Annotated in this window: 26 protein-coding genes; all 26 read left to right on the forward strand. The window is 44.7% G+C overall.

Annotation, left to right across the window (positions count from 1 at the left end; genetic code table 11):
• Positions 1–210: 210 nt before the first annotated feature.
• The 26 genes from rpoB (at position 211) to rplR (ending at position 21,646) form a co-directional block, all read left to right on the forward strand.
• On the forward strand, positions 211–3,792 hold the full coding sequence (gene rpoB, locus NYE62_RS00685) for a DNA-directed RNA polymerase subunit beta (RefSeq protein WP_003156440.1): 3,582 nt from the start codon (positions 211–213) through the stop codon (positions 3,790–3,792).
• Between the two features lie 62 nt (positions 3,793–3,854).
• Complete coding sequence (rpoC, locus tag NYE62_RS00690; RefSeq protein ID WP_007410398.1) at positions 3,855–7,454, forward strand: DNA-directed RNA polymerase subunit beta'; 3,600 nt, start codon at positions 3,855–3,857, stop codon at positions 7,452–7,454.
• Between the two features lie 168 nt (positions 7,455–7,622).
• Positions 7,623–7,871 (forward strand): 50S ribosomal protein L7ae-like protein, encoded by a 249-nt coding sequence (locus tag NYE62_RS00695; RefSeq protein WP_003156443.1) that lies wholly within the window; start codon positions 7,623–7,625, stop codon positions 7,869–7,871.
• Between the two features lie 115 nt (positions 7,872–7,986).
• Complete coding sequence (rpsL, locus tag NYE62_RS00700) at positions 7,987–8,403, forward strand: 30S ribosomal protein S12 (protein WP_003156445.1); 417 nt, start codon at positions 7,987–7,989, stop codon at positions 8,401–8,403.
• Between the two features lie 39 nt (positions 8,404–8,442).
• Entirely contained in the window at positions 8,443–8,913 is a 471-nt protein-coding gene (rpsG, locus tag NYE62_RS00705; protein ID WP_003156447.1) for a 30S ribosomal protein S7, read from the forward strand.
• 52 nt (positions 8,914–8,965) lie between these two features.
• Positions 8,966–11,044, forward strand: a complete 2,079-nt coding sequence (gene fusA / locus NYE62_RS00710; RefSeq protein WP_007410399.1) for an elongation factor G — start codon at positions 8,966–8,968, stop codon at positions 11,042–11,044.
• Between the two features lie 119 nt (positions 11,045–11,163).
• Positions 11,164–12,354 (forward strand): elongation factor Tu, encoded by a 1,191-nt coding sequence (gene tuf, locus NYE62_RS00715; protein WP_007410400.1) that lies wholly within the window; start codon positions 11,164–11,166, stop codon positions 12,352–12,354.
• 103 nt (positions 12,355–12,457) lie between these two features.
• Positions 12,458–13,423 (forward strand): alpha/beta hydrolase, encoded by a 966-nt coding sequence (locus NYE62_RS00720; RefSeq protein WP_007410401.1) that lies wholly within the window; start codon positions 12,458–12,460, stop codon positions 13,421–13,423.
• 248 nt (positions 13,424–13,671) lie between these two features.
• Entirely contained in the window at positions 13,672–13,980 is a 309-nt protein-coding gene (rpsJ, locus tag NYE62_RS00725) for a 30S ribosomal protein S10 (protein WP_003156464.1), read from the forward strand.
• Positions 13,981–14,019: 39 nt separating this feature from the next.
• The gene (gene rplC, locus NYE62_RS00730) at positions 14,020–14,649 is read left to right on the forward strand and encodes a 50S ribosomal protein L3 (RefSeq protein ID WP_007410402.1); all 630 of its coding nucleotides are present in this window, start codon (positions 14,020–14,022) and stop codon (positions 14,647–14,649) included.
• 27 nt (positions 14,650–14,676) lie between these two features.
• Positions 14,677–15,300: a 50S ribosomal protein L4 gene (gene rplD, locus NYE62_RS00735; RefSeq protein WP_007615239.1), complete on the forward strand. Its 624-nt coding sequence runs from the start codon at positions 14,677–14,679 to the stop codon at positions 15,298–15,300.
• Entirely contained in the window at positions 15,300–15,587 is a 288-nt protein-coding gene (rplW, locus tag NYE62_RS00740) for a 50S ribosomal protein L23 (RefSeq protein WP_003156467.1), read from the forward strand. Before rplD ends, rplW begins: the two co-directional genes overlap by 1 nt.
• Before the next feature lie 31 nt (positions 15,588–15,618).
• On the forward strand, positions 15,619–16,452 hold the full coding sequence (gene rplB / locus NYE62_RS00745; RefSeq protein WP_003156470.1) for a 50S ribosomal protein L2: 834 nt from the start codon (positions 15,619–15,621) through the stop codon (positions 16,450–16,452).
• A 57-nt stretch (positions 16,453–16,509) separates the two neighbouring features.
• Positions 16,510–16,788, forward strand: coding sequence for a 30S ribosomal protein S19 (gene rpsS, locus NYE62_RS00750; protein WP_003156472.1), 279 nt, complete (start codon positions 16,510–16,512; stop codon positions 16,786–16,788).
• 16 nt (positions 16,789–16,804) lie between these two features.
• On the forward strand, positions 16,805–17,146 hold the full coding sequence (gene rplV, locus NYE62_RS00755) for a 50S ribosomal protein L22 (RefSeq protein WP_003156475.1): 342 nt from the start codon (positions 16,805–16,807) through the stop codon (positions 17,144–17,146).
• 3 nt (positions 17,147–17,149) lie between these two features.
• Positions 17,150–17,806 (forward strand): 30S ribosomal protein S3, encoded by a 657-nt coding sequence (gene rpsC / locus NYE62_RS00760; protein WP_003156476.1) that lies wholly within the window; start codon positions 17,150–17,152, stop codon positions 17,804–17,806.
• A gap of 1 nt (position 17,807) precedes the next feature.
• A complete protein-coding gene (gene rplP / locus NYE62_RS00765; protein WP_003156478.1) occupies positions 17,808–18,242 on the forward strand; it encodes a 50S ribosomal protein L16 in 435 nt (144 codons plus the stop codon).
• Positions 18,232–18,432 (forward strand): 50S ribosomal protein L29, encoded by a 201-nt coding sequence (gene rpmC / locus NYE62_RS00770; RefSeq protein WP_003156482.1) that lies wholly within the window; start codon positions 18,232–18,234, stop codon positions 18,430–18,432. Before rplP ends, rpmC begins: the two co-directional genes overlap by 11 nt.
• Positions 18,433–18,454: 22 nt before the next feature.
• Positions 18,455–18,718, forward strand: a complete 264-nt coding sequence (rpsQ, locus tag NYE62_RS00775) for a 30S ribosomal protein S17 (RefSeq protein ID WP_003156484.1) — start codon at positions 18,455–18,457, stop codon at positions 18,716–18,718.
• A 40-nt stretch (positions 18,719–18,758) separates the two neighbouring features.
• A complete protein-coding gene (rplN, locus tag NYE62_RS00780) occupies positions 18,759–19,127 on the forward strand; it encodes a 50S ribosomal protein L14 (protein ID WP_007410404.1) in 369 nt (122 codons plus the stop codon).
• Between the two features lie 36 nt (positions 19,128–19,163).
• Positions 19,164–19,475 (forward strand): 50S ribosomal protein L24, encoded by a 312-nt coding sequence (rplX, locus tag NYE62_RS00785; RefSeq protein WP_003156486.1) that lies wholly within the window; start codon positions 19,164–19,166, stop codon positions 19,473–19,475.
• Positions 19,476–19,501: 26 nt separating this feature from the next.
• A complete protein-coding gene (gene rplE / locus NYE62_RS00790) occupies positions 19,502–20,041 on the forward strand; it encodes a 50S ribosomal protein L5 (RefSeq protein ID WP_003156487.1) in 540 nt (179 codons plus the stop codon).
• A gap of 22 nt (positions 20,042–20,063) precedes the next feature.
• The gene (gene rpsN / locus NYE62_RS00795) at positions 20,064–20,249 is read left to right on the forward strand and encodes a 30S ribosomal protein S14 (RefSeq protein WP_003156488.1); all 186 of its coding nucleotides are present in this window, start codon (positions 20,064–20,066) and stop codon (positions 20,247–20,249) included.
• 31 nt (positions 20,250–20,280) lie between these two features.
• Positions 20,281–20,679: a 30S ribosomal protein S8 gene (gene rpsH, locus NYE62_RS00800; protein ID WP_003156489.1), complete on the forward strand. Its 399-nt coding sequence runs from the start codon at positions 20,281–20,283 to the stop codon at positions 20,677–20,679.
• A 30-nt stretch (positions 20,680–20,709) separates the two neighbouring features.
• Complete coding sequence (gene rplF / locus NYE62_RS00805) at positions 20,710–21,249, forward strand: 50S ribosomal protein L6 (RefSeq protein ID WP_003156490.1); 540 nt, start codon at positions 20,710–20,712, stop codon at positions 21,247–21,249.
• A 34-nt stretch (positions 21,250–21,283) separates the two neighbouring features.
• Positions 21,284–21,646 carry a 50S ribosomal protein L18 gene (gene rplR / locus NYE62_RS00810; protein ID WP_003156492.1) on the forward strand — a complete coding sequence of 121 codons (363 nt, stop codon included), beginning with the start codon at positions 21,284–21,286 and terminating at the stop codon, positions 21,644–21,646.
• Positions 21,647–21,665 lie beyond the last annotated feature (19 nt).

Here is a 21,665-nt window from a genome sequence, read left to right on the forward strand (position 1 = left end):
CCAATGTATATATTTTGCATGATATGCTGAAATAATCATAGTGCATGTATAAATTATACAAACATGGAAATGCTAATAAAATCGGTATTTGTTTTTGGATGTGGTTTTCTTAATTAGAAACCCTTTTTTCTTTTGTCTTGTAAAAGTATTTCTTTATCGTAAGAGATGCTTATTACACATATAATACGCATGATTTGAGGGGTGAATCAGTTGACAGGTCAACTAGTTCAGTATGGACGACACCGCCAGCGCAGAAGCTATGCTCGCATTAGCGAAGTGTTAGAATTACCAAATCTCATTGAAATTCAAACCTCTTCTTATCAGTGGTTTCTTGATGAGGGTCTTAGAGAGATGTTTCAAGACATATCACCAATTGAGGATTTCACTGGTAACCTCTCTCTAGAGTTCATTGACTACAGTTTAGGAGATCCTAAGTATCCCGTTGAAGAGTCAAAAGAACGTGATGTGACTTACTCAGCTCCGCTGAGAGTGAAGGTTCGTTTAATTAACAAAGAAACTGGAGAGGTAAAAGACCAGGATGTCTTCATGGGTGATTTCCCTATTATGACAGATACCGGTACTTTTATCATCAACGGTGCAGAACGTGTTATCGTATCTCAGCTTGTTCGGTCTCCAAGTGTATATTTCAGTGGTAAAGTAGACAAGAACGGTAAAAAAGGTTTTACCGCGACTGTCATTCCAAACCGTGGCGCATGGTTAGAATACGAAACTGATGCGAAAGATGTTGTGTATGTCCGCATTGATCGCACACGTAAGTTGCCGGTTACGGTTCTTTTGCGTGCTCTCGGCTTCGGTTCCGACCAAGAGATTCTCGATCTCATTGGTGAGAACGAATATCTCCGCAATACACTGGATAAGGACAACACTGAAAACAGTGACAAAGCGCTTCTTGAAATCTATGAGCGCCTTCGTCCCGGAGAGCCGCCTACAGTAGAAAACGCAAAAAGCTTGCTGGATTCCCGCTTCTTTGATCCGAAGCGATACGATCTTGCGAATGTAGGACGCTATAAAATTAATAAAAAGCTTCATATCAAGAACCGCCTGTTTAACCAGCGCCTTGCAGAAACACTGGTGGATCCGGAAACCGGTGAAATTCTCGCTGAAAAAGGGCAGATTCTTGACAGAAGAACACTTGATAAAGTACTGCCATACTTAGAAAATGGAATCGGCTTCAGAAAACTTTATCCTAACGGCGGCGTCGTCGAGGATGAAGTGATGCTTCAATCCATTAAAATCTATGCTCCTACCGATGCAGAAGGAGAGCAGACGATCAATGTGATCGGCAATGCTTACATCGAAGAGGCGATTAAAAACATTACGCCTGCTGATATTATTTCTTCTATCAGCTACTTCTTCAACCTCCTGCACGGAGTGGGCGACACTGATGATATCGACCATCTCGGAAACCGCCGTCTGCGTTCTGTAGGTGAGCTCCTGCAAAACCAATTCCGTATCGGTTTAAGCCGGATGGAACGTGTCGTACGTGAAAGAATGTCTATTCAAGACACGAATACAATTACGCCGCAGCAGCTGATTAACATCAGACCTGTTATTGCGTCTATTAAAGAGTTCTTCGGAAGCTCACAGCTTTCTCAATTCATGGATCAGACGAACCCGCTTGCTGAATTGACGCACAAACGCCGTCTGTCAGCTCTCGGACCGGGCGGTTTGACACGTGAGCGCGCAGGTATGGAAGTACGTGACGTTCACTACTCTCACTATGGCCGTATGTGTCCGATTGAAACGCCTGAGGGCCCGAACATCGGTTTGATCAACTCATTGTCATCATTTGCGAAAGTAAACCGCTTTGGTTTCATTGAGACGCCATACCGCCGCGTTGATCCTGAAACAGGAAAAGTAACGCCTAGAATCGACTACCTGACTGCTGATGAAGAGGATAACTATGTCGTAGCCCAAGCGAATGCTAAGCTGAGCGATGACGGTTCTTTCTTGGATGACAGCATCGTAGCGCGTTTCAGAGGGGAAAACACCGTTGTAGCCCGCAACCGCGTGGATTACATGGACGTATCTCCTAAACAGGTTGTATCTGCTGCGACAGCATGTATTCCGTTCTTGGAAAACGATGACTCGAACCGTGCCCTCATGGGAGCGAACATGCAGCGTCAGGCTGTGCCTTTGATGCAGCCGGAAGCTCCGATCGTCGGAACGGGTATGGAATACGTATCCGGTAAAGACTCCGGTGCAGCCGTTATTTGTAAACACCCTGGTATCGTTGAACGGGTGGAAGCGAAAAACGTATGGGTGCGCCGCTATGAAGAAATTGACGGCCAAAAAGTAAAAGGCAACCTGGATAAGTACAGCTTGCTGAAATTTGTCCGCTCCAACCAAGGTACGTGCTACAACCAGCGTCCGATCGTCAGTGTCGGCGATGAAGTAGTCAAAGGAGAAATCCTTGCTGACGGACCTTCAATGGAGCTTGGTGAACTTGCTCTCGGCCGCAACGTAATGGTCGGCTTCATGACATGGGATGGTTACAACTATGAGGATGCCATCATCATGAGTGAACGCCTTGTGAAAGATGATGTATACACATCTATTCACATTGAAGAATATGAATCAGAAGCACGTGATACAAAGCTTGGGCCGGAAGAGATCACCCGCGATATTCCAAACGTAGGGGAAGACGCGCTTCGCAATCTTGATGACCGCGGAATTATCCGTATCGGCGCGGAAGTCAACGACGGAGACCTTCTCGTAGGTAAAGTAACGCCTAAAGGTGTAACTGAGCTTACGGCTGAAGAACGCCTTCTGCATGCGATCTTTGGAGAAAAAGCGCGTGAAGTCCGTGATACTTCTCTCCGTGTGCCTCACGGCGGCGGCGGAATTATCCACGACGTAAAAGTCTTCAACCGTGAAGACGGCGACGAACTTCCTCCGGGAGTGAACCAGCTTGTACGCGTATATATCGTTCAGAAACGTAAGATTTCTGAAGGTGATAAAATGGCCGGACGTCACGGAAACAAAGGGGTTATCTCGAAGATTCTTCCTGAAGAAGATATGCCTTACCTTCCTGACGGCACGCCGATCGATATCATGCTTAACCCGCTGGGTGTACCATCACGTATGAATATCGGTCAGGTATTAGAACTTCACATGGGTATGGCTGCCCGCTACCTCGGCATTCACATCGCGTCACCTGTATTTGACGGCGCGCGTGAAGAAGATGTGTGGGAAACACTTGAAGAAGCAGGCATGTCAAGAGACGCTAAAACAGTTCTTTATGACGGCCGTACGGGAGAACCGTTCGACAACCGTGTATCAGTCGGAATCATGTACATGATCAAACTGGCGCACATGGTTGATGATAAACTTCATGCCCGTTCTACAGGTCCTTACTCACTTGTTACGCAGCAGCCTCTCGGCGGTAAAGCCCAATTCGGCGGACAGCGTTTCGGTGAGATGGAGGTTTGGGCGCTTGAAGCTTACGGCGCAGCTTACACGCTTCAAGAAATCCTGACTGTGAAGTCCGATGACGTGGTCGGACGTGTGAAAACATATGAAGCCATCGTCAAAGGCGACAATGTTCCAGAGCCTGGTGTTCCGGAATCATTCAAAGTATTGATCAAAGAGCTTCAAAGCTTAGGTATGGACGTAAAAATCCTTTCAGGCGATGAAGAAGAAATAGAAATGAGAGATCTAGAAGACGAGGAAGATGCGAAACAAGCTGACGGCCTTGCATTATCAGGTGATGAAGCGCCGGAAGAAACAGCATCTCCAGACGTTGAACGTGACGCAGTAACGAAAGAATAGTCTCTGATTGATAAAGGCAAGTGACATCGGTTAATCCGAAGATAAAAAGGGAGGTAGGCCCCTTGCTAGATGTGAACAATTTTGAGTATATGAACATCGGTCTTGCTTCACCGGATAAAATCCGTTCATGGTCTTTTGGTGAAGTGAAAAAGCCTGAAACGATAAACTATCGTACATTGAAACCTGAAAAGGACGGCCTGTTCTGCGAACGCATTTTCGGACCGACTAAGGACTGGGAATGTCATTGCGGCAAGTACAAGCGGGTTCGTTATAAAGGCGTAGTTTGTGACCGTTGCGGAGTTGAAGTAACGCGGGCTAAAGTCCGTCGTGAGAGAATGGGGCATATTGAACTGGCTGCCCCGGTTTCTCACATTTGGTATTTCAAAGGTATTCCGAGCCGTATGGGTCTTGTATTGGATATGTCACCGCGTGCGCTGGAAGAAGTTATTTACTTTGCTTCTTACGTCGTAACTGACCCGGCCAATACACCGCTCGAAAAGAAACAGCTTTTATCTGAAAAGGAATACCGTGCGTATCTGGATAAGTACGGAAACAAATTCCAAGCCTCTATGGGTGCGGAAGCCATTAATAAACTTCTGCAGGACATCGACCTTGTCAAAGAAGTTGATATGTTAAAAGAAGAGCTGAAGACTTCTCAAGGACAGCGCCGTACACGTGCGATCAAACGCCTTGAAGTGCTTGAAGCCTTCCGTAATTCAGGAAACAAGCCGTCTTGGATGATCCTCGACGTGCTTCCGGTTATTCCGCCTGAATTAAGACCGATGGTTCAGCTTGACGGCGGACGTTTCGCAACGTCTGACCTGAACGACCTTTACCGTCGTGTCATCAACCGTAATAACCGTTTAAAACGTCTGTTAGACCTCGGCGCGCCAAGCATCATCGTTCAGAACGAAAAACGTATGCTTCAGGAAGCAGTCGATGCTCTGATTGACAACGGACGCCGCGGCCGTCCGGTTACCGGACCGGGTAACCGTCCGCTTAAATCTCTTTCTCACATGCTGAAAGGGAAACAAGGGCGTTTCCGTCAGAACCTTCTCGGTAAACGTGTAGACTACTCAGGACGTTCCGTTATCGTCGTAGGTCCGCATCTGAAAATGTATCAGTGCGGTTTGCCGAAGGAAATGGCGCTTGAGCTCTTCAAGCCTTTCGTCATGAAAGAGCTTGTTGAAAAAGGCCTTGCTCACAATATCAAGAGCGCAAAACGCAAAATCGAACGCGTGCAGCCTGAAGTATGGGATGTACTTGAATCTGTCATTAAGGAGCATCCGGTCTTACTGAACCGTGCCCCTACTCTTCACAGATTAGGTATCCAGGCTTTCGAACCGACGCTTGTTGAAGGACGCGCCATCCGTCTTCACCCGTTAGTATGTACAGCTTATAACGCTGACTTTGACGGTGACCAAATGGCGGTTCACGTACCTTTATCAGCTGAGGCTCAAGCTGAGGCGCGCATTCTGATGCTTGCGGCCCAAAACATCTTGAACCCTAAAGATGGTAAACCGGTTGTTACGCCGTCTCAGGATATGGTATTAGGAAACTACTACCTGACGCTTGAGCGCGCTGGAGCAGTCGGCGAGGGTATGGTTTTCAAAAATACGGACGAAGCGCTTCTTGCTTATCAAAACGGTTATGTTCACCTTCATACGAGAGTTGCTGTTGCAGCGAACTCCCTTAAGAATGTGACATTTACTGAAGAACAGCGTTCAAAATTGTTAATTACAACTGTCGGTAAGCTCGTCTTCAATGAAATTCTTCCGGAATCATTCCCTTACATGAATGAACCAACGAAGAGCAACATTGAAGAGAAGACACCTGACCGTTTCTTCTTAGATAAAGGTGCTGACGTAAAAGCTGTGATTGCTGAGCAGCCGATCAACGCACCGTTTAAAAAAGGCATTCTCGGTAAAATCATCGCGGAAATCTTTAAACGATTCCATATCACGGAAACGTCTAAAATGCTTGACCGCATGAAAAACCTCGGTTTCAGATATTCAACGAAAGCCGGCATCACAGTAGGGGTTTCTGATATCGTCGTTCTCGATGACAAACAGGAAATCCTTGAAGAAGCACAAAGCAAAGTTGATAATGTCCTGAAACAGTTCAGACGCGGTTTAATCACCGAAGAAGAACGTTATGAAAGAGTCATTTCAATTTGGAGTTCAGCGAAAGATGTTATCCAAGGCAAACTGATGAAATCATTAGACGAAGTCAACCCGATCTACATGATGAGTGACTCAGGAGCCCGTGGTAACGCATCTAACTTTACACAGCTTGCGGGTATGCGCGGTCTGATGGCCAACCCGGCTGGACGAATCATTGAATTGCCGATTAAATCAAGTTTCCGTGAAGGTCTGACAGTATTGGAGTACTTTATCTCCACTCACGGTGCGCGTAAAGGTCTTGCCGATACCGCCCTGAAAACAGCTGACTCAGGTTACCTTACACGCCGTCTTGTTGATGTTGCGCAGGATGTTATCATTCGTGAAACAGATTGCGGAACAGACCGCGGTATTCTTGCAAAACCGCTCAAAGAAGGCACGGAAATCATCGAGCGTCTGGAAGAGCGTCTGATCGGACGTTTCGCCAGAAAACAGATCAAACATCCTGAAACGGGTGCTGTGCTCATTAACGAAAATGAATTGATCGATGAAGATAAAGCGCTGGAAATCGTTGAAGCCGGAATCGAAGAAGTGTGGATCCGTTCCGCGTTCACATGTAACACTCCTCATGGTGTATGTAAACGATGCTACGGACGTAACCTTGCAACCGGAACTGATGTTGAAGTCGGCGAAGCAGTAGGTATTATCGCCGCTCAATCTATCGGTGAGCCTGGAACACAGTTAACAATGCGTACGTTCCACACAGGCGGGGTTGCCGGAGACGATATCACACAAGGTCTTCCGCGTATCCAAGAGCTTTTCGAAGCGCGTAATCCGAAAGGTCAAGCGACGATTTCTGAGATTGACGGTACAATTGCCGAAATCAATGAAGTCCGCGACAAACAGCAGGAGATTGTTGTTCAGGGCGCTGTTGAGACACGTTCATACACGGCACCTTACAACTCACGCCTGAAAGTGGCTGAGGGTGATCAGATTACCCGCGGTCAAGTGCTGACAGAAGGTTCTATCGATCCGAAAGAACTTCTTAAAGTCACTGACCTGACAACGGTTCAGGAATATCTTCTGCATGAGGTTCAGAAGGTTTACCGTATGCAGGGGGTTGAAATCGGCGATAAACACGTAGAAGTAATGGTTCGCCAGATGCTTCGCAAAGTCCGTGTGATCGATGCCGGAGATACTGATGTTCTCCCTGGCACATTGCTAGATATTCACCAATTCACAGAAGCGAACAAAAAAGTGCTGCTTGAAGGCAATCGACCTGCTACAGGCCGTCCTGTCCTTCTCGGTATCACAAAAGCTTCACTCGAGACGGATTCATTCTTGTCTGCCGCATCATTCCAAGAAACAACACGCGTTCTTACAGATGCTGCGATTAAAGGCAAGCGCGATGAACTTCTCGGCCTGAAAGAGAATGTTATCATCGGTAAACTGGTTCCGGCCGGTACCGGTATGATGAATTACAGAAAAGTAAAACCTGTTTCAAACGTTCAGCCTTCGGAAGATATGGTTCCGGCTGAATAACAGAAACTGCTGCAGGAAAGGCTGTTTCGACAGCTTTTCCTCAGTATTACAATTATTCTGGCGGTGGACTGCACTAAAAAATGTCATACGTTGTTGACATCCGTCCCGCAGAGTGATAATATAACCAAGGTGCTCGAAATAAAACCTGTTACTTTGGAGGATATGTTTATGTCTTATGATAAAGTATCACAGGCCAAATCAATTATTATTGGTACGAAGCAAACAGTGAAAGCTCTAAAACGAGGTTCAGTGAAGGAAGTCGTCGTGGCAAAAGACGCGGATTCAGTTCTTACAGCTGGCGTTATCCAGCTTGCAAAGAACCAAAATACCGCTGTCTGTATGGTGGATTCCATGAAAAAGCTCGGCAAAGCCTGCGGAATTGAAGTGGGAGCAGCAGCTGTTGCCATTATGTTATAGCGTACTTTTTGTTTTTATATAAGATATCAATCTTGTGTAAAGACATTGTTTTTTGCCTAATGATGAACCACCTGGGTATGTGGGTTATAAAACGTAATGAAGGGAGGAACACAACATGCCTACAATTAATCAGCTAATTCGCAAGGGACGCGTGAGCAAAGTTGAAAACTCTAAGTCACCTGCACTAAACAAAGGATACAACAGCTTTAAAAAAGAGCACACTAACGTATCTTCTCCACAAAAACGCGGGGTATGTACTCGTGTGGGTACAATGACACCGAAAAAACCGAACTCAGCACTTCGTAAATATGCTCGTGTTCGTTTGACTAACGGAATCGAGGTTACTGCCTACATTCCTGGTATCGGTCACAACCTGCAAGAGCACAGCGTTGTACTGATCCGCGGCGGACGTGTAAAAGACTTACCGGGGGTACGCTACCACATCGTTCGTGGCGCACTTGATACTGCCGGAGTTGAAAACCGTGCGCAAGGCCGTTCTAAATACGGTACGAAACGTCCTAAAGCAAAGTAATCAAATAAATCATTAAAACTATGAAGGGAGGATATTCAGATGCCACGTAAAGGTCCTGTAGCAAAAAGAGATGTTTTACCTGATCCGCTTTACAACTCTAAGCTGGTATCCCGCCTGATCAACAAAATGATGATCGACGGTAAAAAAGGTAAATCTCAAACAATCCTATACAAGTCATTCGATATCATTAAAGAACGCACTGGCAATGATGCAATGGAGGTTTTCGAACAAGCATTGAAAAACATCATGCCTGTACTTGAAGTAAAAGCACGCCGTGTAGGTGGAGCTAACTACCAAGTGCCTGTAGAAGTTCGTCCTGAACGCCGTACAACTCTTGGTCTTCGCTGGTTGGTTAACTATGCGCGTCTTCGCGGAGAAAAAACAATGGAAGAGCGCCTGGCTAACGAAATTCTTGATGCAGCTAACAACACTGGTGCTGCCGTTAAGAAACGTGAAGACACTCACAAGATGGCAGAAGCGAACAAAGCATTTGCTCACTACCGCTGGTAGGATTCATATAATCAAAATAATAATTCCCTAATAAGGAAGGAGAAATTACCCAATGGCAAGAGAGTTCTCCTTAGAAAAAACTCGTAATATCGGGATCATGGCTCACATCGATGCCGGTAAAACGACTACTACAGAACGGATCTTGTTCTACACAGGCCGTATCCACAAAATTGGCGAAACTCACGAAGGTGCTTCGCAAATGGACTGGATGGAGCAGGAACAAGAACGCGGTATTACAATCACTTCTGCAGCAACGACTGCACAGTGGAAAGGTTACCGTGTAAACATCATCGATACACCGGGACACGTAGACTTCACAGTTGAAGTTGAACGTTCACTCCGTGTACTTGATGGTGCGGTTGCCGTACTTGATGCTCAATCAGGTGTTGAGCCTCAGACAGAAACAGTATGGCGCCAAGCAACAACTTACGGAGTGCCGCGCGTTGTATTTGTCAACAAAATGGACAAAATCGGCGCAGACTTCCTTTACTCTGTAGGCACTTTAAGAGACCGTCTTCAAGCTAACGCTCACGCAATTCAATTGCCGATCGGCGCTGAAGACAACTTCGAAGGTATCATCGACTTAGTAGAAAACGTTGCGTATTTCTACGAAGATGACCTTGGAACTCGTTCAGATGCGAAAGAAATCCCTGAAGAGTACAAAGAGCAAGCTGAAGAGCTTCGCAGCAGCCTGATTGAAGCTGTAGCTGAGCTTGATGAAGAGCTTATGGAAAAGTACCTTGAAGGTGAAGAAATCACTATCCCTGAACTGAAAGCTGCTATCCGTAAAGGTACACTGAATGTTGAATTCTACCCTGTACTTGTTGGATCTGCTTTCAAAAACAAAGGTGTTCAGCTTGTACTTGATGCTGTTCTTGACTACCTTCCTGCGCCAACTGATGTTGCTGCAATCAAAGGTGTACGTCCTGACACAGATGAAGAGATCGTTCGTCATTCTTCTGATGAAGAGCCATTCTCTGCACTTGCATTTAAAGTTATGACTGACCCTTATGTCGGTAAGCTGACATTCTTCCGCGTATATTCCGGTACACTTGATTCCGGTTCATATGTAAAGAACTCTACAAAAGGCAAGCGTGAGCGCGTAGGACGTATCCTTCAAATGCACGCTAACAGCCGTGAAGAGATCTCTACTGTTTACGCTGGAGACATCGCAGCTGCTGTAGGTCTAAAAGATACTTCTACTGGAGATACTCTATGTGATGAGAAGGATCTTGTAATCCTTGAATCAATGGAATTCCCAGAGCCTGTTATCGACGTAGCGATTGAGCCTAAATCAAAAGCTGACCAAGATAAAATGGGTATCGCTTTAGCGAAACTTGCTGAAGAAGATCCTACATTCCGTACACAAACAAACCCTGAAACGGGTCAAACAATCATCTCTGGTATGGGTGAGCTTCACCTTGATATCATTGTTGATCGTATGAAGCGTGAGTTCAAAGTTGAAGCTAACGTTGGTGCTCCTCAAGTTGCGTACCGTGAGACATTCCGTACCGGTGCAAAAGTTGAAGGTAAATTCGTACGTCAATCAGGCGGACGCGGTCAGTTCGGTCACGTTTGGATCGAATTTGAACCGAACGAAGAAGGCGCTGGCTTTGAATTCGAAAACGCAATCGTCGGTGGTGTTGTTCCTCGTGAATACATCCCAGCCGTACAAGCAGGTCTTGAAGACTCTCTTGAAAATGGTGTCCTAGCCGGATTCCCGCTAATCGACATCAAGGCGAAACTTTTTGATGGATCTTACCATGATGTTGACTCAAACGAAATGGCGTTTAAAGTCGCTGCTTCTATGGCATTGAAAAATGCAGTCAGCAAATGTAACCCAGTTCTTCTTGAACCAATCATGAAAGTTGAAGTTGTTATTCCTGAAGAATACATGGGAGACATCATGGGTGATGTTACTTCTCGTCGCGGACGCGTAGAAGGTATGGAAGCTCGCGGTAACGCTCAAGTTGTGCGTGCGATGGTACCTCTTGCTGAAATGTTCGGTTACGCTACTGCCCTTCGTTCTAACACGCAAGGACGCGGTACGTTCACAATGTTCATGGATCACTACGAAGAAGTGCCGAAGAGCATCGCTGAAGAAATTATCAAAAAAAATAAAGGCGAATAATTGATTTTGCCACTTAACTCAAGTATAACTACTATTGTAAGATGAGGAAGTGAGAGCTTGCTTTCACTTTCTATCACTCTATACATTACTAATTAAAAGCTCTTAAGGAGGATTTTAGAATGGCTAAAGAAAAATTCGACCGTTCCAAATCACATGCCAATATCGGTACAATTGGACACGTTGACCATGGTAAAACAACATTAACTGCTGCTATCTCAACAGTACTTCATAAGAAATCTGGTAAAGGTACAGCTATGGCGTACGATCAAATTGATGGTGCTCCAGAAGAACGTGAGCGCGGTATCACAATCTCTACTGCACACGTTGAGTACGAAACTGACACTCGTCACTATGCACACGTTGACTGCCCAGGACACGCTGACTATGTTAAAAACATGATCACTGGTGCTGCGCAAATGGACGGAGCTATCCTTGTAGTATCTGCTGCTGATGGCCCAATGCCACAAACTCGTGAGCACATCCTTCTTTCTAAAAACGTTGGTGTACCATACATCGTAGTATTCCTTAACAAATGCGACATGGTAGACGACGAAGAGCTTCTTGAGCTTGTTGAAATGGAAGTTCGCGATCTTCTTAGCGAATACGACTTCCCTGGTGATGATGTACCAGTTGTTAAAGGTTCTGCTCTTAAAGCTCTTGAAGGTGACGCTGAGTACGAAGAAAAAATTCTTGAACTTATGGCTGCAGTTGACGAGTACATCCCAACTCCAGAACGCGACACTGACAAACCATTCATGATGCCGGTTGAGGACGTATTCTCAATCACTGGTCGTGGTACAGTTGCTACTGGCCGTGTAGAACGCGGACAAGTTAAAGTCGGTGACGAAGTTGAAATCATCGGTCTTCAAGAAGAAAACAGCAAAACAACTGTTACAGGTGTTGAAATGTTCCGTAAGCTACTTGACTATGCTGAAGCTGGAGACAACATCGGTGCGCTTCTTCGCGGTGTAGCTCGTGAAGACATCCAACGTGGACAAGTACTTGCTAAACCAGGTACAATCACTCCACACAGCAAATTCAAAGCTGAAGTTTACGTTCTTTCTAAAGAAGAGGGTGGACGTCATACTCCATTCTTCTCTAACTACCGTCCTCAGTTCTACTTCCGTACAACTGACGTAACTGGTATCATCAATCTTCCAGAAGGCGTAGAAATGGTTATGCCTGGAGATAACACTGAAATGATCGTTGAACTTATCTCTACAATCGCTATCGAAGAAGGAACTCGTTTCTCTATTCGTGAAGGCGGACGTACAGTTGGTTCAGGCGTTGTTTCTACAATCACTGAGTAATCGACTCGTTCATTAATGCGGGGTCCCTTATGGGGCCTCGTTTTTTTGTTTCCCCGTTGATTCCATGTATAATAGAACGTATACAAATTTTAGGAGCAGAGCGATGAACGATAACTTCAAGAAAACCAATCGTATTTCAATGCTTCAGCAATTGCTGATTAATGGCAGTGAACAAACCATTATGATTAATGGTGATGACAGGAGTAATCCGCTGCTTTTGTTTTTGCACGGCGGTCCCGGCACGCCCCAAATCGGCTATGCGAGAAAATACCAGAATAAGCTGGAAAAGCATTTCACCGTTGTGAACTGGGATCAGAGAGGGGCGGGTCTCTCTTATTCAAAGGAAATTCCGGGTTCATCTATGACCTTGGATCAGCTGACAGCCGATACCATTCATTTGACCGAACGCTTATGCAAGCAATTCAGCAGGCAAAAAATATATATCGCCGGTTATTCGTGGGGTTCAGTTCTGGCGCTTCATGTTCTTCAAGAGAGACCTGATTTGTATTATGCGTATATCGGTATCAGTCAGGTGGTTAATATTCAAAAGGAAGAAACGGAAGCTTACCGGCTGATGATGGAATGGAGCAGGCGACGCAAACATTTCCTGCTGGAAAAGACGCTTAGCTTTATCGGAGCACCTCCATGGGAGAAACAGCTGCAGCGAACGTTGTTTCTGCTTTGTATCGAGATGAGGGGAGGGGGCTTTACCCATCATCCGATCGGTGCTCTTAAAGCAGGGGGGCGAATGCTGTTTGGTGAACCGTACGGTGTGAGAGGGAGTTTCTTAGCCGCGAGGGGACAAATGTTCAGCCTGAAACACCTGTGGGAGGATCTCATTTTCTTTGATGCCGGGGAATCAGTTTCTTCTATTATAATACCGTGCTGTTTTATGTCAGGGAGATACGATTTGACGGTCCCGGGGACGACGTCTTATGAATATTATCAGAAGGTTGATGCGCCGTATAAAGAATGGCATTGGTTTGAGAACTCAGCCCATTCGCCTCACTTGGAGGAACCGGATCGCTTTGCCGAAGTTGTCAGCCGGTTCGCATCGTTCCATCTCTGAAAGAAAACAGGCATATCCTTGATTAATCATGGTATCACCTGTATAATAATCAAAGTGTGAAAACCACAAGGTTCTTTAAATAAACCTTGCAACATACGTCTATTTTCTGTATAATAGTGTATGTTGGTCTTTGACTGCGATGAAGTGAGAGGTTGCTGACACACCCGGCCGCTTTGCCATGGCAAGGTGATCAGGTTTTTCTCACGGAGAACTGTCTAACGTGATGTAGGCGAAAAGGAGGGAAAATAATGGCAAAACAAAAAATTCGTATTCGTTTAAAAGCATATGATCATAGAATCCTTGATCAATCTGCAGAGAAGATTGTTGAAACGGCAAAACGTTCTGGTGCCAGCGTATCTGGTCCGATTCCGTTGCCAACTGAAAAATCAGTTTACACAATCCTTCGTGCGGTGCACAAATACAAAGATTCTCGTGAGCAATTTGAAATGCGTACACATAAACGTTTAATCGACATTGTGAACCCAACACCACAAACTGTTGATGCTCTCATGCGATTAGACTTACCATCTGGTGTCGATATCGAAATCAAACTTTAATTCTAAAATATAGAATGATCTTAATAGGAGGTGTGACGAATGACCAAAGGAATCTTAGGAAGAAAAATTGGTATGACGCAAGTATTCGCAGAGAACGGTGATCTTATCCCGGTAACTGTTATTGAAGCAGCTCCAAACGTTGTTCTTCAAAAGAAAACAGCTGAAAATGATGGCTATGAAGCGATCCAGCTTGGTTTTGACGATAAGCGTGAAAAGCTTTCAAACAAACCGGAAAAAGGACACGTTGCAAAAGCGGAAACTGCTCCTAAGCGCTTCGTTAAAGAATTACGCGGCGTGGATATGGATGCGTATGAAATTGGTCAGGAAGTCAAGGTTGAAATTTTCTCTGCAGGAGAAATCGTAGATGTAACAGGAGTATCTAAAGGTAAAGGTTTCCAAGGTGCAATCAAGCGCCACGGACAATCTCGCGGACCTATGTCTCACGGTTCACGCTACCACCGTCGTCCTGGTTCAATGGGACCTGTAGATCCTAACCGTGTATTCAAAGGTAAACTATTACCTGGACGCATGGGCGGAGATCAAATCACTGTCCAAAACCTTGAAATCGTAAAAGTAGATGCTGAGCGCAATCTTCTTTTGATTAAAGGTAACGTACCTGGTGCGAGAAAAACTTTAATCACTGTTAAAAGTGCTGTTAAATCTAAATAAGTCTCTTAGGAAAGGAGGAAATTGATCATGCCAAAAGTAGCATTATACAACCAAAACGGTTCTACTGCTGGTGATATCGAATTAAACGCGTCTGTATTTGGAATTGAGCCAAATGAGAGCGTAGTATTCGACGCTATTCTTATGCAAAGAGCTTCCTTACGTCAAGGATCTCACAAAGTAAAAAATCGTTCTGAAGTACGCGGCGGAGGTCGCAAACCATGGCGTCAAAAAGGTACAGGTCGTGCCCGTCAAGGTTCAATCCGTTCACCGCAATGGCGCGGAGGTGGTGTCGTATTCGGCCCAACACCACGCAGCTATTCTTACAAATTACCTAAAAAAGTTCGCCGCTTGGCAATCAAATCAGTATTGTCTTCTAAAGTGAACGACAACAACATTATTGTTCTTGAAGATCTTACTCTTGATACGGTTAAAACAAAAGAAATGGCAGCTATCCTTAAAGGATTATCTGTTGAGAAAAAAGCTTTAATCGTAACTGCGGATGCAAACGAAGCAGTATCTCTTTCTGCACGCAACATCCCTGGAGTTACAGTTGTTCAAGCTAACGGAATCAACGTGTTAGACGTTGTCAACCACGAGAAGCTTCTGATTACAAAAGCTGCGGTTGAAAAAGTAGAGGAGGTGCTTGCATAATGAAAGATCCTCGTGATGTTCTTAAGCGCCCCGTCATTACTGAACGTTCTGCTGATTTAATGACTGAAAAGAAATATACTTTTGAAGTTGATGTAAGAGCTAATAAAACAGAAGTGAAAGATGCAGTTGAAAGTATCTTTGGAGTGAAAGTTGACAAAGTCAACATCATGAACTACAAAGGGAAATCAAAACGTGTCGGCCGCTACACTGGTATGACTAGCCGTCGCAGAAAAGCGATCGTAAAACTTACTGCAGACAGCAAAGAAATCGAAATTTTTGAAGCTTAATTATCTGTAAAAAGAAGGAGGGAAATTCAAAATGGCGATTAAAAAGTATAAACCGACCTCTAACGGACGTCGTGGCATGACAACTTCAGATTTTGCTGAAATCACGACTGACCAGCCGGAAAAATCCTTGCTTGCGCCCCTTCACAAAAAAGGCGGACGTAACAACCAAGGTAAATTGACTGTACGTCACCAAGGTGGCGGACACAAACGCCAATACCGTGTTATCGACTTCAAACGCGATAAAGATGGTATACCTGGACGCGTTGCTACAGTTGAGTACGATCCAAACCGTTCAGCTAACATTGCACTAATCAACTATGTAGACGGAGAAAAACGTTACATTCTTGCACCAAAAGGAATTCAAGTAGGTACTGAAATCATGTCCGGCCCTGAAGCTGACATCAAAGTAGGTAACGCACTTCCGCTTATCAACATCCCTGTTGGTACAGTTGTGCATAACATTGAATTAAAACCTGGTAAAGGCGGACAGCTTGTACGTTCAGCTGGTACATCTGCTCAGGTTCTTGGTAAAGAAGGCAAATACGTTCTTGTACGTCTTAACTCTGGTGAAGTTCGCATGATCCTTTCTGCTTGCCGCGCTTCTATCGGTCAAGTAGGTAACGAGCAACATGAACTTATCAACGTTGGTAAAGCAGGACGCTCTCGCTGGAAAGGCATCCGCCCTACAGTACGCGGTTCTGTAATGAACCCTAACGATCACCCGCACGGTGGTGGTGAAGGTCGCGCGCCAATCGGACGCAAATCACCAATGTCTCCTTGGGGCAAACCGACTCTTGGATTCAAGACACGTAAGAAAAAGAACAAATCTGATAAATTTATCGTACGTCGTCGTAAAAATAAATAACGGGGTTGTCTACGGTTCATTTCGGACCGTAGTGCAATCACGAAGGGAGGTTCCAAAATGGCTCGCAGCTTGAAAAAAGGACCATTTGTCGATGGACACTTGATGACAAAAATCGAGAAATTAAATGAAACGGACAAGAAACAAGTTGTAAAAACTTGGTCTCGCCGTTCAACTATTTTCCCACAATTTATCGGTCACACTATCGCAGTATATGACGGACGTAAACACGTGCCTGTATTCATTTCTGAAGACATGGTAGGCCACAAGTTGGGCGAATTCGCACCGACTCGTACTTACAAAGGCCACGCCAGTGACGATAAAAAAACAAGACGCTAAGAGAGGAGGCTTTTAAATGCAAGCTAAAGCTGTTGCAAGAACAGTCCGTATTGCTCCTCGTAAAGCACGTCTAGTAATGGACCTGATTCGAGGTAAGCAAGTAGGCGAAGCAGTATCTATCCTGAACTTAACTCCGAGAGCTGCTTCTCCGATCATCGAAAAAGTTTTAAAATCTGCTATCGCAAATGCTGAGCACAACTACGAGATGGACGCTAACAATCTGGTTATTTCTCAGGCATTTGTTGACGAAGGCCCAACGTTAAAAAGATTCCGCCCGCGTGCTATGGGACGTGCGAGCCAAATCAACAAACGTACGAGCCACATTACAATCGTTGTATCAGAAAAGAAGGAGGGATAAGTAGTGGGTCAAAAGGTAAATCCAGTCGGTCTTCGTATCGGAGTCATTCGTGATTGGGAATCTAAGTGGTACGCTGGTAAAGATTACGCTGACTTCCTGCACGAAGATTTAAAAATTCGTGAATTCATTAGCAAACGCCTTTCTGACGCTTCTGTTTCTAAAGTAGAAATCGAGCGCGCAGCAAACCGCGTTAACATTACGATCCACACTGCTAAGCCTGGTATGGTAATCGGTAAAGGCGGATCTGAAGTTGAAGCACTTCGTAAAGCCCTTAACAGCCTTACTGGCAAGCGTGTACACATTAACATTCTTGAAATCAAAAGAGCAGATCTTGATGCTCAGCTTGTAGCTGACAACATCGCTCGTCAACTAGAAAACCGTATTTCTTTCCGCCGTGCGCAGAAACAACAAATCCAACGCACTATGCGTGCTGGAGCACAAGGTGTGAAAACAATGGTTTCCGGCCGTCTTGGCGGAGCTGACATTGCTCGTTCTGAATACTACAGTGAAGGAACTGTTCCATTGCACACTTTACGTGCTGACATCGACTATGCAACATCTGAAGCTGACACAACTTACGGTAAGCTTGGTGTAAAAGTCTGGATCTATCGTGGAGAGGTTCTTCCTACTAAGAAGAAAACTGAGGAAGGAGGAAAATAATATGTTATTACCAAAACGCGTTAAATATCGCAGAGAGCATCGCGGAAAAATGCGCGGTCGCGCTAAAGGCGGTACTGAAGTACATTTTGGTGAGTACGGTATCCAGGCTCTTGAAGCTTCTTGGATCACAAACCGCCAAATCGAAGCTGCACGTATTGCGATGACTCGTTACATGAAACGTGGCGGTAAAGTTTGGATTAAAATTTTCCCTTCAAAACCTTACACTGCTAAACCGCTTGAGGTACGGATGGGTTCCGGTAAAGGGGCTCCTGAAGGCTGGGTAGCTGTTGTAAAACCGGGCAAAGTTTTATTTGAAATTTCTGGTGTGTCTGAAGAGGTAGCTCGTGAAGCTCTTCGTCTTGCATCTCACAAATTGCCAATTAAAACGAAGTTCGTAAAACGTGAAGAAATTGGTGGTGAATCAAATGAAAGCTAATGAAATTCGTGACCTTACCACTGCTGAAATTGAACAAAAAGTAAAGTCTCTTAAAGAAGAACTTTTCAATCTTCGCTTTCAATTAGCGACAGGACAACTTGAAAATACTGCTCGCATTCGTGAAGTGCGCAAAGCTATCGCGCGCATGAAAACTGTGATTCGTGAAAGAGAAATTGCTGCCAACAAATAATCACTGAGGGGAGGTCGTGAGCATGAGCGAACGTAACCAACGCAAAGTTTACCAAGGCCGTGTTGTTTCTGACAAAATGGATAAAACCATCACTGTTGTTGTTGAAACATACAAAAAGGATCCTATTTACGGTAAACGCGTAAAATACTCAAAGAAATTCAAAGCACATGATGAAAATAACCAAGCTAAAATCGGAGACATCGTAAAGATCATGGAAACTCGTCCATTATCTGCAACTAAGCGTTTTCGTCTAGTAGAAGTTGTCGAAGAAGCTGTTATTATCTAATAAAGTTCGGAATTCTTTTTCCGAAGGGAGGTAACAAATAATGATTCAACAAGAGACTCGTTTAAAAGTTGCTGACAACTCCGGTGCGCGTGAGGTACTTACTATTAAAGTTCTTGGCGGTTCTGGACGTAAAACGGCTAACATTGGTGATGTAATTGTTTGCACGGTTAAACAAGCAACACCAGGAGGCGTTGTCAAAAAAGGTGAAGTCGTAAGAGCTGTTATCGTTCGCACAAAAAGCGGAGCACGCAGAACTGACGGATCATACATCAGCTTCGATGAGAATGCATGTGTTATCATCCGTGACGACAAGAGCCCGCGTGGAACTCGTATCTTCGGACCGGTTGCCCGTGAATTACGTGAAAACAACTTCATGAAAATTGTTTCTCTGGCTCCAGAAGTTATCTAATGAAATAAATGCCTTACTCAAGGAGGTGCGATCAGGATGCATGTGAAAAAAGGCGATAAAGTAATGGTTATCTCTGGTAAAGATAAAGGCAAACAAGGTACGATCCTTGCTGCTTTCCCTAAAAAGGACCGCGTTCTAGTTGAGGGCGTAAACATGGTGAAGAAGCACTCTAAACCAACTCAAGCAAACCCTCAAGGCGGTATTTCTAATCAAGAGGCGCCAATTCATGTATCAAACGTTATGCCGCTCGATCCTAAAACAGGTGAAGTGACTCGCGTAGGATACAAAGTGGAAGATGGCAAAAAAGTTCGTGTTGCAAAAAAATCTGGGCAAGTCTTAGATAAATAGTATTTAAAGGAAGGGAGGTCTATCTCATGAACCGCCTTAAAGAAAAGTACAATAAAGAAATTTCACCTGCTTTAATGACGAAGTTCAACTACGACTCTGTTATGCAGGTGCCAAAAATCGAAAAAATCGTAATCAACATGGGTGTCGGTGATGCTGTTCAAAACGCAAAAGCAATCGACAGTGCTGTTGAAGAATTAACGTTTATCGCAGGTCAAAAACCTGTCGTTACTCGTGCGAAGAAATCAATTGCTGGATTCCGTCTTCGTGAGGGAATGCCTATCGGTGCGAAAGTAACTCTTCGCGGAGAGCGCATGTATGATTTCCTTGATAAACTTATTTCTGTATCTTTACCGCGTGTACGTGACTTCCGCGGGATTTCTAAGAAATCTTTCGACGGTCGCGGAAACTACACTCTTGGTATTAAAGAACAGTTAATCTTCCCTGAAATTGACTACGATAAAGTAACAAAGGTTCGCGGAATGGACATCGTTATCGTAACGACTGCTAACTCTGACGAAGAGGCTCGTGAGCTATTAACTCAAGTAGGTATGCCGTTCCAGAAATAATCAATGAAAGGGAGGCGAAATCGTGGCTAAAAAGTCAATGATTGCGAAACAACAACGTACACCAAAGTTTAAAGTGCAAGAGTACACTCGCTGTGAACGCTGCGGACGTCCGCACTCAGTCATTCGTAAATTTAAACTTTGCCGTATTTGTTTCCGTGAGCTTGCATATAAAGGACAAATTCCTGGCGTGAAAAAAGCCAGCTGGTAATCCCCAAGAATGGGAAGGAGGTAATTATATAATGGTTATGACAGATCCAATTGCAGATATGCTGACTCGTATTCGCAATGCAAACATGGTACGTCATGAGAAGCTTGAAATTCCTGCTTCTAAATTGAAAAGAGAAATTGCTGACATTTTAAAGCGTGAAGGTTTCATTCGTGACGTTGAGTTCGTAGAAGACAGCAAACAAGGTATCATCCGCGTTTTCTTGAAATACGGACAAAACAACGAGCGCGTTATCACTGGTCTTAAAAGAATCAGCAAACCAGGTTTGCGTGTATACGCTAAATCAAATGAAGTACCTCGCGTACTTAACGGTCTTGGAATCGCGATTATTTCTACATCACAAGGTGTTTTAACGGACAAAGAAGCCCGTGCAAAACAAGCTGGTGGAGAAGTTCTAGCATACGTTTGGTAAGAAGTTTAACAAGAATGGAGGTGTTTTAGTATGTCTCGTGTAGGTAAAAAACTGCTTGAGATCCCTTCTGGAGTTACAGTAACGCTGAACGAAGGCAACACTGTAGCTGTAAAAGGACCAAAAGGAGAATTAACTCGTACTTTCCATCCTGATATGGAAATCAAAATTGAGGACAACGTGCTTACAGTTACTCGTCCTTCTGATCACAAAGAGCACCGTGCACTGCATGGTACGACTCGCAGTCTGCTTGGAAACATGGTTGAAGGCGTATCTAAAGGATTTGAAAGAGGTTTGGAATTAGTCGGTGTCGGTTATCGTGCGGCTAAATCCGGAAACAAACTTGTTTTAAACGTTGGATACTCTCACCCTGTTGAGATCGTTCCTGAAGAGGGCATCGAAATCGAAGTTCCTTCTCAAACTAAAGTAGTTGTAAAAGGTACAGACAAAGAGCGTGTAGGAGCTATCGCTGCTAACATCCGCGCTGTACGTTCTCCAGAGCCTTACAAAGGTAAAGGAATCCGCTACGAAGGTGAAGTTGTTCGCCGTAAAGAAGGTAAATCTGCTAAGTAAGACCGCTTAAAGTGAAGAAAGGAGTGACCTAAGGATGATTACGAAAACTAGCAAAAATGCTGCTCGTCAAAAAAGACATGCCCGTGTTCGTGCTAAACTTTCAGGCACAGCTGAAAGACCTCGTCTGAATGTGTTCCGTTCAAACAAACACATTTATGCTCAAATCATCGATGATGTAAATGGCGTTACACTTGCTAGTGCCTCTACTCTCGATAAAGATTTGAACGTGGAAAGCACTGGTGACAGCGCTGCTGCTGCTAAAGTCGGTGAACTCGTTGCGAAACGCGCTTCTGAGAAAGGTGTTTCTGACGTAGTATTTGACCGCGGCGGATACTTATACCATGGACGTGTAAAAGCTCTGGCCGATGCAGCTCGTGAAGCCGGACTGAAATTTTAATAAAAAAAGGAGGGACACA

The organism is Bacillus sp. FSL K6-2861 (assembly GCF_038630725.1).
GTDB lineage: Bacteria > Bacillota > Bacilli > Bacillales > Bacillaceae > Bacillus > Bacillus velezensis.

What these genes read in the sequence shown, in the direction of transcription:
- rplN (WP_007410404.1), top strand. Translation starts at nt 18,759, where the DNA reads ATGATTCAACAAGAGACTCGTTTAAAAGTTGCTGACAACTCCGGTGCG.
- rpsS (WP_003156472.1), top strand. Translation starts at nt 16,510, where the DNA reads ATGGCTCGCAGCTTGAAAAAAGGACCATTTGTCGATGGACACTTGATG.
- rplW (WP_003156467.1), top strand. Translation starts at nt 15,300, where the DNA reads ATGAAAGATCCTCGTGATGTTCTTAAGCGCCCCGTCATTACTGAACGT.
- rplD (WP_007615239.1), top strand. Translation starts at nt 14,677, where the DNA reads ATGCCAAAAGTAGCATTATACAACCAAAACGGTTCTACTGCTGGTGAT.
- rpsL (WP_003156445.1), top strand. Translation starts at nt 7,987, where the DNA reads ATGCCTACAATTAATCAGCTAATTCGCAAGGGACGCGTGAGCAAAGTT.
- rpmC (WP_003156482.1), top strand. Translation starts at nt 18,232, where the DNA reads ATGAAAGCTAATGAAATTCGTGACCTTACCACTGCTGAAATTGAACAA.
- rpsQ (WP_003156484.1), top strand. Translation starts at nt 18,455, where the DNA reads ATGAGCGAACGTAACCAACGCAAAGTTTACCAAGGCCGTGTTGTTTCT.
- tuf (WP_007410400.1), top strand. Translation starts at nt 11,164, where the DNA reads ATGGCTAAAGAAAAATTCGACCGTTCCAAATCACATGCCAATATCGGT.
- rplV (WP_003156475.1), top strand. Translation starts at nt 16,805, where the DNA reads ATGCAAGCTAAAGCTGTTGCAAGAACAGTCCGTATTGCTCCTCGTAAA.
- rplR (WP_003156492.1), top strand. Translation starts at nt 21,284, where the DNA reads ATGATTACGAAAACTAGCAAAAATGCTGCTCGTCAAAAAAGACATGCC.
- rpsJ (WP_003156464.1), top strand. Translation starts at nt 13,672, where the DNA reads ATGGCAAAACAAAAAATTCGTATTCGTTTAAAAGCATATGATCATAGA.
- rplB (WP_003156470.1), top strand. Translation starts at nt 15,619, where the DNA reads ATGGCGATTAAAAAGTATAAACCGACCTCTAACGGACGTCGTGGCATG.
- rplE (WP_003156487.1), top strand. Translation starts at nt 19,502, where the DNA reads ATGAACCGCCTTAAAGAAAAGTACAATAAAGAAATTTCACCTGCTTTA.
- rpsG (WP_003156447.1), top strand. Translation starts at nt 8,443, where the DNA reads ATGCCACGTAAAGGTCCTGTAGCAAAAAGAGATGTTTTACCTGATCCG.
- NYE62_RS00720 (WP_007410401.1), top strand. Translation starts at nt 12,458, where the DNA reads ATGAACGATAACTTCAAGAAAACCAATCGTATTTCAATGCTTCAGCAA.
- rplX (WP_003156486.1), top strand. Translation starts at nt 19,164, where the DNA reads ATGCATGTGAAAAAAGGCGATAAAGTAATGGTTATCTCTGGTAAAGAT.
- rplP (WP_003156478.1), top strand. Translation starts at nt 17,808, where the DNA reads ATGTTATTACCAAAACGCGTTAAATATCGCAGAGAGCATCGCGGAAAA.
- rplC (WP_007410402.1), top strand. Translation starts at nt 14,020, where the DNA reads ATGACCAAAGGAATCTTAGGAAGAAAAATTGGTATGACGCAAGTATTC.
- rpsH (WP_003156489.1), top strand. Translation starts at nt 20,281, where the DNA reads ATGGTTATGACAGATCCAATTGCAGATATGCTGACTCGTATTCGCAAT.
- NYE62_RS00695 (WP_003156443.1), top strand. Translation starts at nt 7,623, where the DNA reads ATGTCTTATGATAAAGTATCACAGGCCAAATCAATTATTATTGGTACG.
- fusA (WP_007410399.1), top strand. Translation starts at nt 8,966, where the DNA reads ATGGCAAGAGAGTTCTCCTTAGAAAAAACTCGTAATATCGGGATCATG.
- rplF (WP_003156490.1), top strand. Translation starts at nt 20,710, where the DNA reads ATGTCTCGTGTAGGTAAAAAACTGCTTGAGATCCCTTCTGGAGTTACA.